Annotated in this window: 12 protein-coding genes; 2 read left to right on the top strand and 10 right to left on the bottom strand. The window is 48.4% G+C overall.

The window, feature by feature from the left end; all coding sequences use genetic code 11:
* Positions 1-69: 69 nt before the first annotated feature.
* From ptsP to RGU72_RS16825, 8 genes are all read right to left on the bottom strand, one after another.
* On the bottom strand, positions 70-1,821 hold the full coding sequence (gene ptsP, locus RGU72_RS16860; protein ID WP_322120837.1) for a phosphoenolpyruvate--protein phosphotransferase: 1,752 nt from the start codon (positions 1,819-1,821) through the stop codon (positions 70-72).
* Between the two features lie 90 nt (positions 1,822-1,911).
* On the bottom strand, positions 1,912-2,181 hold the full coding sequence (locus RGU72_RS16855) for an HPr family phosphocarrier protein (RefSeq protein WP_322120836.1): 270 nt from the start codon (positions 2,179-2,181) through the stop codon (positions 1,912-1,914).
* 122 nt (positions 2,182-2,303) lie between these two features.
* On the bottom strand, positions 2,304-2,711 hold the full coding sequence (locus RGU72_RS16850; RefSeq protein WP_322120835.1) for a PTS fructose transporter subunit IIA: 408 nt from the start codon (positions 2,709-2,711) through the stop codon (positions 2,304-2,306).
* 94 nt (positions 2,712-2,805) lie between these two features.
* Positions 2,806-3,744: a glutathione synthase gene (gshB, locus tag RGU72_RS16845; RefSeq protein WP_322120834.1), complete on the bottom strand. Its 939-nt coding sequence runs from the start codon at positions 3,742-3,744 to the stop codon at positions 2,806-2,808.
* A gap of 117 nt (positions 3,745-3,861) precedes the next feature.
* Complete coding sequence (gshA, locus tag RGU72_RS16840; protein ID WP_322120833.1) at positions 3,862-5,160, bottom strand: glutamate--cysteine ligase; 1,299 nt, start codon at positions 5,158-5,160, stop codon at positions 3,862-3,864.
* A 377-nt stretch (positions 5,161-5,537) separates the two neighbouring features.
* Positions 5,538-5,837 (bottom strand): antibiotic biosynthesis monooxygenase family protein, encoded by a 300-nt coding sequence (locus RGU72_RS16835; protein ID WP_322120832.1) that lies wholly within the window; start codon positions 5,835-5,837, stop codon positions 5,538-5,540.
* A gap of 57 nt (positions 5,838-5,894) precedes the next feature.
* Positions 5,895-6,905 carry an AI-2E family transporter gene (locus RGU72_RS16830; protein WP_322120831.1) on the bottom strand — a complete coding sequence of 337 codons (1,011 nt, stop codon included), beginning with the start codon at positions 6,903-6,905 and terminating at the stop codon, positions 5,895-5,897.
* Between the two features lie 18 nt (positions 6,906-6,923).
* Entirely contained in the window at positions 6,924-7,322 is a 399-nt protein-coding gene (locus RGU72_RS16825; RefSeq protein ID WP_322120830.1) for an MAPEG family protein, read from the bottom strand.
* A gap of 214 nt (positions 7,323-7,536) precedes the next feature.
* Here RGU72_RS16825 and RGU72_RS16820 point away from each other — a divergent pair, with 214 nt between their 5' ends.
* Positions 7,537-8,079, top strand: a complete 543-nt coding sequence (locus RGU72_RS16820; protein WP_322120829.1) for a glycine zipper 2TM domain-containing protein — start codon at positions 7,537-7,539, stop codon at positions 8,077-8,079.
* A 267-nt stretch (positions 8,080-8,346) separates the two neighbouring features.
* Positions 8,347-9,882, top strand: a complete 1,536-nt coding sequence (locus RGU72_RS16815; RefSeq protein ID WP_322120828.1) for a sensor domain-containing diguanylate cyclase — start codon at positions 8,347-8,349, stop codon at positions 9,880-9,882.
* Here the strand turns inward: RGU72_RS16815 and RGU72_RS16810 are convergent.
* Entirely contained in the window at positions 9,867-10,706 is an 840-nt protein-coding gene (locus RGU72_RS16810) for a Rossmann-like and DUF2520 domain-containing protein (protein ID WP_322120827.1), read from the bottom strand. The two genes, RGU72_RS16815 and RGU72_RS16810, sit on opposite strands and share 16 nt — an antisense overlap.
* A complete protein-coding gene (locus RGU72_RS16805; RefSeq protein ID WP_322121671.1) occupies positions 10,703-11,356 on the bottom strand; it encodes a Crp/Fnr family transcriptional regulator in 654 nt (217 codons plus the stop codon). The genes RGU72_RS16810 and RGU72_RS16805 overlap by 4 nt, the downstream gene beginning before the upstream one ends.
* Positions 11,357-11,679 lie beyond the last annotated feature (323 nt).

Genomic DNA, 11,679 nt, shown 5'->3' with positions numbered 1-11,679 from the left:
ACGTCAGGTCTGTCTGCAAAAGCAGATCCGGCGTAAATCTACTTTTTTTAAGCCATTCCCAATATCAAATCAGGCGATGGCTAACTGAGCCAAACTTTCTTGAATCACATCAGGATCGTAAGAACGCAGAATCTTTTTGACTAAAGATTGCAAGGACTCGATATTGGTATTGAGGATTTCTTGTTTAATCTCTGGCAGCAAAGCCGGGGGCATCGATAACTCGCGGAATCCCATCCCGATCAGCAAGCGCGTCAAACGGATATCACCCGCCATACCTCCGCAAATCGCGACCGGAATTTCGGCCTTTTGTGCGGCGCTGACGGTCATCGCCAGCAATTGCAAAATGGCGGGATGAATGTCGCTGTATAAATGGGCGACCTCATGATCAGCGCGATCAATTGCCAGCGTGTATTGGATTAAATCGTTGGTGCCGACTGATAAAAAATCCAGCTTTTTGACAAACATCGGCAAGCTGAGTGCCGCAGCAGGAACCTCGATCATGGCGCCGACCGGGACTTTGTCATCAAACTTTTTATCTTCTGCCAGCAAGGATTTTTTGGCCTGTTCTATCATCGCCAGAGATTGATCAATCTCAAATGCGTGCGCCATCATCGGGATCAGAATGTGTACCGGTCCAAAAGCGGAGGCGCGCAAAATCGCACGTAATTGCGTAAGGAATAATTGTGGCTCGGCCAGGCAATAGCGGATTGCGCGCAAGCCCAGTGCGGGGTTCAGAATATTGTGATCGGTGGTGTCGAGTGGTTTGTCAGCGCCTACATCGAGTGTACGGATGGTGACGGGCTTGCCTTTCATGGCGAGCACGGCATCGCGGTAGGCGACGAACTGTTCTTCCTCGGTAGGTAATTCTTGCTCGTGGCCGGTACGTCCCATGAACAAAAACTCTGAGCGAAATAAACCAACGCCGCTGGCACCGGCTTCCATCGCGGTGATGGCATCTTGCGGCAATTCAATATTCGCCAGCAGGGTGATCTCGATACCATCTTGGGTAATGGCTGGGGTCTTTTTGAGCCGGGTTAATTTTTTACGGGTTTTGAGTAAAACCGCTAGCAGGTTGCGATATTCCTCAATCACCTGAGCCGAGGGCGCGACGATGACTACACCGGCGTCGCTATCAATAATCAGCCAGTCGTCTTGCTGAATCAGATGAGAAGCGTTGCCCAAACCAACCACGGCGGGAATACCCAAACTGCGCGATACGATTGCTGTGTGGGAGTTTTGGCCACCCTCGTCCGTCACAAAACCGCTGAAAGCCGCATCGCGGAATTGCATCATATCAGCGGGTGAAATATCCCGCGCAACGACAATCATATTCCCGCGGCGTTCATTCACATTGGCGTCACGTGGTAAGTCATTGGCGCTACCGGTTAAGACTTTGAGCACGCGCTCGGCAACTTGCTGGATGTCGGCTTTGCGTTCACGCAGGTAGTCGTCTTCTATCTCATCAAACTGCGCAGACAAGGCATCGATCTGAGTCACCAGCGCCCACTCTGCGTTGTAATTGCGGGTGCGGATGATTTCTAGCGGCGCTTCAGAGATCATCGGGTCGGACAAGATCAGCGCATGTACATCCAGAAAAGCGCCAAGCTCGGTCGGCGCATCCAATGGCAGATCGGCCCAGATGGTTTGTAGTTCTTTGTGGACCTGAACGATGGCATCTTGCAGACGCAGCACTTCTGATTCGATCTGCTCCTGGGCAACCAGGTAATGCTCGACATCCAGCGCGGCGGGACGCATTAAGTGAGCGCGTCCTATGGCGATACCGCGTGAAACGGGGATGCCCTGCAATGTAAATGATGCCATGCTGTTGTGTCCCCTTTTACTCTTTTTATTTTTGCTACGAGCTAATGGTGTTGGCTTTAGCAGCCAGAATTTTGGCGCTAGCGATGTTCACTACTCGCCTTCACCAAACTTGTCATTCACCAACGCAAGCATGGCGTCAAAACAGGCTTGTTCGTCCTCACCTTCGGTCTCCAGCAAGACTTTGCTGCCTTTGCCTGCGGCTAGCATCATCACGCCCATGATCGATTTACCGTTGACCCGGCGGTTATTGCGGGTGAGCCAGACCTCACACTTAAATTTGCCCGCCAGTTGAGTGAATTTTGCTGATGCTCGTGCATGCAGGCCCAGCTTATTTACGATTTCAATTTCTTGTTGGATCATTGCATTTTCACTTTACTCGACATAATGAACGACCTTATTGGTTTATTAGCTTGAATCTGAACCTACCTATAACCGTACATATAACCGTATTTATCCACTTACTGACAACCTCAATTACCTACTCAGTTAGGAGAAAGCCTTACCCGGTTATCCACTCGCAAAGCGCCATTTTGCCCGCCCGCCAAAGCCATCTCCACCACTACATCCAGAGTATCGTGACGATAGGTAATAGCGCGCAGCAACATCGGCAAGCTAACGCCGGCAATGGTTGCCACCTGATCAGGCTCACCTAACTGACGACAACAGTTCGACGGTGTACCGCCCAACACATCTGTCATGACCAGCACACCTGTACCAGCGTCGAGACGTTTAATCGCTTCTTTTGCAAGGCGATTAACGTCATCAATATTCTGGTCAGCGATAACATCAATCGCTTCAAAATGTTCTGGCATGCCGCGAAACACATGCGCCGCGGCCTGCATAAAGGCCGACCCCAGCGGGGCATGGGTTAATAAAAGTATTCCAACCATATTCACATTTCTTGGGAGTATGCACAAAAACCATGCTTACAGCCCATTATTTATCTGGACACCAGAATATACTCTATAGCAGTATATTCTTACATCAAATAGCGGACTCCAGCGCATCGATGAACATGCCAGCCACATTAAAGCCTTTTTGCTGCGTAATTTCTTGAAAACAAGTCGGGCTGGTGACGTTGACTTCCGTCAAATAATGCCCGATGACATCTAATCCTACCAGCAACAGACCACGCTGGTACAGTATTGGCGCCAAAGTCTCTGCAATCTCCAGATCGCGCGCCGTTAATTCTTGTGCCACGCCAACGCCACCGGCGGCCAGATTGCCGCGTACTTCGCCGTTTTGCGGGATGCGTGCCAACGCAAACGGGACCACTTTGCCGCCAATCAGCAAAATCCGTTTGTCGCCATGCACGATCTCAGCAATGTAGCGCTGCACCATGATGGTTCTGGCACCATTGAGCGTCAAGGTTTCGATCACCGAACCGAGATTCATCCCGTCATCACGGATGCGGAAAATGCCGGCACCGCCCATGCCATCCAGCGGTTTTAAAATAATATCCTGATGGGTTTGGTGAAAAGCGCGAATCCGCTGCTCGTCACGCGTTACCAAAGTAGGCGTAGTAAATTGACTGAACTGAGCAATGCTCAATTTTTCATTATGGTTACGGATCGCGGCCGGCTTGTTAAAGACGCGCGCGCCCTGCTGCTCCGCCAGCTCCAACAGATACGTTGCGTAGATATATTCCATATCAAATGGCGGATCTTTGCGCTGTATAACCGCATCATACGCACTTAGTGCTGACGCTTGCGGGGCTTCGGCACGATACCAGTCATGCGCGTCACCCGTCAGAGTGATCCGACGGACATTTGCCACCACCACGCCGCCTTCTAAGGCCATGTCGTCTGGTCCGAAAGCAAACAACTGGTGCCCGCGAGAATCCGCCTCGCGCATCATGGCGAAGGTGGAGTCTTTATAGGTTTTAAATTGATCGAGCGGATCGGTGAGGAATACGATTTTCATGATGGATCTTTAAATTACTTCTCAAATTAGAATTGCTCGGCATGTCAATCTCCCTCACCCCCAACCCCTCTCCCGCAAGCGGGCGAGGAGAGCGGACGAGACTAATCCGATATCGGCTTAATACACCTCAGGATTTGGATCTGTTTTTTCCAACTCCAGCGACGCTGCCAATAAGGCCAGACGTGCTACTACGCCATACATATAAAAACGATTCGGTGCGGCGGTGCCTGGTTTGGCGGTGATATCCGGTACGGCATGTTGCTGGGCAAATGCCAGCGGCACAAAATGCATGCCCGGTGCGTTTAAGTTTTCATCAACGCCGCGATCTTCATGCACGCGATAGAAGCCGCCAACGACGTAGCGATCCATCATGTAGACGACAGGCTCGGCGACGGATTCGTTGATCTGCTCGAAGGTATGTACGCCCTCTTGTACGATCACATCGTTGACTTCCAGACCTTCTTTAACGACCGACATTTTGTTGCGCTGTTTGCGGTTTAAATCACGTACTTCGCTACCGTCACGCACCGTCATGATGCCCATGCCATAGGTACCGGCATCGGCTTTGACGATGACAAACGGTTTTTCTTTGATGCCGTATTCTTTGTATTTTTTGCGGATCTTTGCCAGAATCGTATCGACGGTATTGGCCAGTTCATCCTCACCGATCCGTTCGTGGAAATTGATGCCGGTACATTTGGCAAAATAAGGATTCAGCATCCACGGATCAATATCAATCAGCTTGGCAAATTTCTTGACAACTTCATCATAAGCGGCAAAGTGATTGGTCTTACGACGTACTGCCCAACCTGCATGCAATGGCGGCAACAAGGTTTGCTCATTGAGATTTTCTAAAATCGGCGGGATACCTGCCGACAAATCATTATTGAGCAAAATCGTACAAGGATCGAAATTCTTCAAGCCAAGGCGACGACCATTGGCGGAGCGTTCCAGCGGTTCTAAAATCAATTGCGTACCGTCTGGCAGATCAATCGCCGTTGGCTCTTTGATGTCTTCAGACAAGGTGCCGAGACGGACATTTAGACCGGTCTGACGGAAAATTTGCATCTGGCGTGCGACGTTTTGCAAATAGAACGCATTGCGTGTGTGGCGCTCCGGGATCAGTAACAAGTTTTTAGCGTCTGGACAGTATTTCTCAATCGCGGCCATTGCCGCTTGTACTGCCAGCGGTAACATTTCTGGAGAAAGATTATTGAAGCCGCCAGGGAACAGATTGGTGTCCACTGGTGCCAGTTTAAAGCCAGAATTGCGCAAATCAACTGAGCAGTAAAACGGTGGCGTATGCTCTTGCCATTCCAGACGGAACCAGCGCTCGATCGCAGGCGTGGCTTCGAGTATCTTTTTTTCTAAATCAAGCAAGGGGCCGTTGAGGGCGGTAACGAGGTGCGGAACCATGATGTCCTTTGTAGTATAGCTGGGCAGGGTACTGCTGATATGCGTAGTGCGCTAAATTGCTGAATAGCATAGGACGGATTCTAACGGGAATCAGCAATTGACGTGCTTGGCTTGCGTAACTTGGGATGAAATAACAATTATCAAGACATGACAGTTTTGCCACGCGATTCTCGGATCAATATTGCGTAGTCCTTTGGTTTGAAAGTGATGATTATTTTCACGATAATTATTTAGCTATCGCTGACTGATCTCATCAGTAAGTTTCAATAATAAAAAATACTCCCTATATGTATTTATTAATCGTCCATATAATCATTGGACACTACGGCATTATTGATCAAAATATAGGGGAGTATATTAAATTCCTCCTAGAAATCTTATGCTTCAGCGAGCAGATTGAAATGTTCAACCGTCGGCGGCACGGCGAAGAAACCGCCGACAATCGCCCGCCACTCCTGAAACGCCGGTGACTCGCGGAAATCGACGGTGTGGTTTTCCAAAGTCTCCCAAAAAATCATCAGGACGTAACGTTCCGGCGACTCTATTCCTTTGTTGATTTTGTAACCACTAAACCCTTTGGCATGAGAAATCACTTCACTCAGGCCACGTTGGATGGCGATATCAAATTCGGCTTGTTTGCCTGGCTGGATACGAATATCGGCGAGTTCTAAAATCATTTTATTTCCTTTAAATTAATAACTATGGAAGCGTATTGAGGTAAAGCCCATTGACAACTACACCAAGCCCTGATCGCTCAATTCCCTTTTAATATACGCATAAAAAACAGGGGCTGCCACTACGCCCGGCACGCCAAATATAGTTTCCATGACCAAAATCGCGGTCAACAGCTCCCAGGAACGGGCATTGACTTTGGAACCGATAATTTTTGCGTTTAAAAAATATTCCAGCTTGTGTATCACCACCATAAATACCAGCGAGGCCACGGCGGTGTGCAAAGAGTGCGACAAACTTACCACCACGATCACCGTATTGGACAGAATATTACCGACCACGGGGATCAGTCCGGCCAAAAAGGTAATCAAAATCATGCTTTTGGTCAGTGGCAAATGAATACCGGCTAATGGCAAAATCACCAATAAATAGATCGCTGTAAATGCGGTATTAATCAGCGAGATGCGCACTTGGGCAAACACAATTTTCTGAAACATCAGACCCAAGGTCACCACGCGTTGATGCAAAGCGGCTGCAAATGGACGGTAGTTGGCATGCTGTGTCGCTTCCTGCAAGGCGACCATACTGCCTATGATCATTCCCAGCAGCAGATGCACAATCACATGTCCGGCTTCTTGCACCAGCAATTTAGCTTCAGATGCGTGCTCTCTAAAGCCGTTGGTCAGTAGCTCTCGCAAAGCATCGGCGCCTTCTGGCAAGTTATTACTGACCCAATCCGGCATCTGGTCGCTGGAGGCATCAATAATGTCGGCCATTTTTTGCAATAGCACATTAAGGTTACCGCCTTCACTGCGCAAGTAGGCGTAGAGCAGCCAGAGCACCAGAGAAATCGTGGCAATAATCACTACCGACAAGAAAATAACCGCAATCATGCGCGATTGCTGGCTGCTAAATTTTCGCTCTATGGTAGGCGCGAGTAAGTGAATCAGGGAATAGACCAGCAACCCAGAAAACAGCGCCACCAGCAAACCCATCTTCAGCACAACATATAAAGCGATGGCAGCCAGGATATAAGACACCCAAACGGGAGCAGTAGTTTTAGAAGTCAGCATCGTATAGAGCAGTCCGGGTTAACGAGTCGAAAATAAAGGCTGCAACAAACCAAATATTGCCATCAATAATAATGCCAGCGACGCCAGCGTAGCGATCATAAAACCGGGTGCTCGCTTTGCAGCATCTTGGTAATATGCCAATGCATACATCAAACGCCCGACCACCCAGACTGCGCCTGCGATACCCGCCGCACGGTCACTAAACCAAATGGCGGCTAACCATAAGAATGGCAAGAAAAAAATAATTTGCTCAAGCGTATTAGTTTGCACCCGCAAAGCGCGTAAAAATTCGGGTGGACCGTCCATAGAAGGCGCAAGAACTTTATGCTGCATGCGTGCTTTTCCTGCATTCATAAAAGTCCAGAAATATACGGCAAGCGCCGCGATCGTAGCCCAGCTAGTCCATTGCATTTGCATAGTTGCCTTTTTTAAAAATATTAAGGTCTGTTTAGAATTTGATTAAGGTTTGATCAAAACATTACAACCATTAACATCAGAATAACTTGATTTCAGAAAAGTGCTTTATATGTCATGGTTGATACAGAGTTTTACATTTAAATTTCAAATCATGTCTTCTTTTTTTGGAGCCAGACGTTATATGAGGACTGTGATTAATAAAACGAGGTACAAAATGACACTCAATCTGAAGAAAACAGCCCTTATTTCAGCAACGACTGCATTCTTAGGTCTTGGAATGTCCGTAGCGCATGCAGCAGATTACGATGATTTCGCTCGCGTCATCAATGTTGCGCCTCAAGTCGAACAAGTCAACGTGCCGCGTCAAGAATGCCGCACCGACTATGAGACAGTACAACGTCAGCAGCCGCAACAACAGCGCAGTGCTGGCGGCTCTATCATCGGCGGTATCGCTGGTGGTTTGCTGGGTAGCCAGGTGGGGGGCGGCAATGGTCGTATTGCAGCAGCGGCAGCGGGTGCGATTGCAGGTGCAGTGGTGGGTGATCGCGTAGATAACAATGGCAATAACGGTGCCAATCAACAACCAACTTACGACAGCCAGCCAGTGCGTCGTTGTACTAATGTAGATCATTGGGAGACCCGCAATAATGGATATGCCGTAACCTACGAGTACCATAACCGCACTTACACTAGCATCATGCCGTACGACCCGGGTTCACGTTTGAAATTGCATGTATCCATCACACCACGTCCTTAAACTTGGATTTTAAAGTCTGGCAAACGCCAGGCTGTGCTCTGAGATGAAAAAATTGCCGCGATCTGCGGCAATTTTTTTCGTCATTTTTCCCCGTAATTCGCACACATCCCCTCGAATTTAAACGGGAATCCGGCGACCTTTATAGTATGATCTTGCCGCAACACCACAAAAATTGATTTGTGCCACAGGTACGTCTTATCCTCATTCTGGTTCAGACGCATCGCAGGGCACGAAGTCAAACATTTACCGCGTTTTGATTTTCATCTTATGCGAAAAATATTAAAACAATACGGTTTGCTCATCTGCCTTTCGCTCATCCTGATCGCTGGATTCGGATTTATCACGCTCGCCAGTTATAAAGTATCGCGCGATACGGTGTACCAAAATAGTTCTGAACAAGCCTTGCCCGTCACCAGTGACGCCGTACTTGCAGAACTGCAAAAAGATATCTTGCGACCCGTTCTGATCGCTTCGCAAATGGCGAATAATACCTTTGTGCGTGATTGGATCATCAATGCCGAACTTGATAAGGCAACTGATCAAAAACCGGACCAAAAGTCAGAACAAAAGTCAGACCAAGAACAGCAACAAAATATAGAACAAATCACGCATTATTTAAAAGAAATCAAATCAAAAAATAATGCCGCTACCAGCTTTTTAGCATCCGCCATTACCCATCAGTCTTATTCGCCCGATGGCACGCAAAAAACAATCGTCGCTAGCGAAGCACGTGACAAATGGTTTTTCCGCGTAGCAAATTTAAAAACCGCCTACGAAATCAATGTCGATACTGATATCGCCAATCGTGACAGCATGACGATTGCTATCAATCACCGTATACTCGATTACAACGGTAAATTTATTGGCGTGGCAGGTGTCAGCGTTACCTTAGATACGATGAGGCGTCTAATCGATAGCTATCAATCGAGCCTGCATCGCAACATCTATTTTGTAGACCAAAAAGGGACGATAGTCTTAGCTGGCAGCGCGATGAAGCGAAGTCTGAGTAATCTGCAAGATATGCCCGGCATGCGCAGTATCGCCGGACAGATTTTAGCCAACAAAAAAATTGAATCGCAACTTCTGGATTATAAAAACGAAACCGAACATATCGCTGTCAGCGAGCGGTTTATTCCAGAATTAGGCTGGCATTTGCTGGTCGAGCAAGAGGTCGGTAGTAATATCAAACCTCTGCAAGATATCTTCCAGATTAACTTGGCAGTTAGTGCCGCGATTATGTTGATCGTGGTCGTATTATTGGTGCTGTCGGTACGACACTTCCAGCAACGCTTAGAAAAATCTGCGGCCACCGATCAACTGACGTCACTCCCAAATCGCCATGCATTTGATTTTGTATTTCAACAAGCCCTGCTCGATAGCGGACGCTCACGTTTGCCTTTGTGTGTAACGTTGATCGACATCGATTTTTTCAAAAAAGTGAATGATAAAAATGGCCACTTAGTCGGTGATCATGTTCTGAAAGAAATCGCTTTGATTGCCAAACGTTCTTTGCGTGAAAGTGATGTCATTTGCCGCTGGGGTGGTGAAGAATTTTTGATCTTATTAAAAAACTGTACCCTGGAAAAGGCCACCTCGATTGCCGAAAATCTGCGCAGTACAATTGCGGCGAATGATTTTTCACGCACCACCGATCTGGCGAAAAAGCGTTTGGCAGTTACCGTCAGCATGGGTGTGGCTCAATGCAAAGATAACGAGACGGAAGACAGCGTATTTGATCGTGCCGAAGTAGCGCTACAACAAGCCAAAGAGAATGGCAGAAACAGCGTTTATTTCTCTGAATAAGGTGTCTGCTTGCGCTGCGCCAAGGCGACCGTTGGTGGGGTAAACGCTTGATATAGTGCACCTGCGCTTGCATCCCAATCGTTGACAACCTGCAGCTGCTTAGCGACTGTGGTCATATCTCCCCGCGCAATGGGGCCGGTCAGTGCGGCGGCACTTCCTAATTGAAAAACGTTATCCAAACTTTGTTGTGCCAGGGGCTGTGCCATCGCCTTTGCCAATTCTGGCGGTATGCCTGCCGCCTCGTAAGCATGCAAAGCAATATCCATCAAGGTCACTAGATAATTACTCGCAAACACCGATCCTGCGTGATATAGCAACTTATTCTCGGCACTAATCTGAACAGTCTGCGCACCGATTTTTTGTATGGCGGGAAGAAGTACATCCAGCGCACGGTCATCACCTTCCAAACTACAAATCGTCCCGGAAAAATTGGCGGCAACATAAGCAGCATCAGCAAAACTGCGGACCGGATGAACGCTGGCAACCGCCGCACCTGTCGCAATCGCTGCTGCTAATTCGCTGGATGCTTTCGCACCGCTGCAATGGAATACGATGTTGCTTGCAGCCAGCAAACCCGCGTCTGCCAATGACTGACAAGTAGCCGCAATATGATCGTCCGGCACGGTCAGCAGGTAAATATCGGAAGGAGTAAGTTCCGCTATCGCAGACACCGCACTGCCTGCACCAGCCATCGCCACCGCTTGCTGCGCACTGGCCATAGAACGGTTACAAATTTGTTGAATCGTAAATAGTTGGTGTCGCACGAATTGCTGTGCGAATACCTGACCCACTTTGCCAGCACCGATCACTGTCAACGTTTTCATTTGGCGGCATCTCCCAAAAAACTACGCAAGCCCTCAAGATCGAGTACGGTAATACCACCGTAGTCAATACTCAGCAGTTTTTGCTTCTCTAATATCTGTAAAGCCTGATTCGCACGCTGACGTGACACACTGGAAATATAGCCAATCTCTTCCTGAGAAATTTGCAATTGCATACTGGTGCCGGGATTCAGATAGGGATTGAATAAGGACGCCAGACAGCGTGCTACCCGGGTGTCTGTATCAAGCATGCGATCGTATTCCACCAGTGAGATAAACAAGCCTAAGCGTTCATTGAGTTGTTGCAATAAAAAACGGTTAAACGGAATGCTGTTGTCTAATAGCCAGTCAAAGGTACTGCGCGGCATAAACGCGACTCTGGTGTCGCGCAGGGCGACGACATCATATTTACGTGCTTCTGTTTTGAGCACCGAGCCTTCGCCAAACCAGCCACCTGCCAGCATGCAGCTATAGGTCACGGTCTTGCCTTCGGGTGACATACTGCTCATCTTCAAAAAGCCGTCAATCACCCCCATCCAATAGTCAACCGTATCGCCTTTGCGGCAGACGTAGCCGCCTGCGGGGACAAAACGCTCTATGACTTCGGCTTCTACCTTTTGCATATGCTCTGGTGTCAGCATGCTCGCCCACATCGTACGGGAAAACCGGTCGGTAGAGGTCACAGCTGAAGTCACTGCAGGAGTCAACGTTGATGCTGATGTTGACGCTGGAGCAGAGCTAGCGGGCGACGATAGATTTGGCTGAATCGGCTGATCTGGAGGAATTGGTTGCATCGTTTTTGCTATATTAGTATGGTGCGGCGCAGCACCGAAATTGTGTTGTTTCAGCGAGATTGTCGGGCAAATGACAGCACTGAGAATTTGATCTGGCTACACTCCAGCTAACAAAAATACGCAAAAGAATATTTACTGAAAACGCGTGCTGGGACATTGTATAAGCGAAACTGTAGGTAAGG

Origin of the sequence: Undibacterium sp. 5I1 (assembly GCF_034314085.1) — a bacterium.
Taxonomy (GTDB): Bacteria; Pseudomonadota; Gammaproteobacteria; order Burkholderiales; family Burkholderiaceae_D; genus Undibacterium.
Note: the sequence above shows the minus strand (reverse complement) of the source record. Positions and strands in the feature narration are given on the sequence as shown.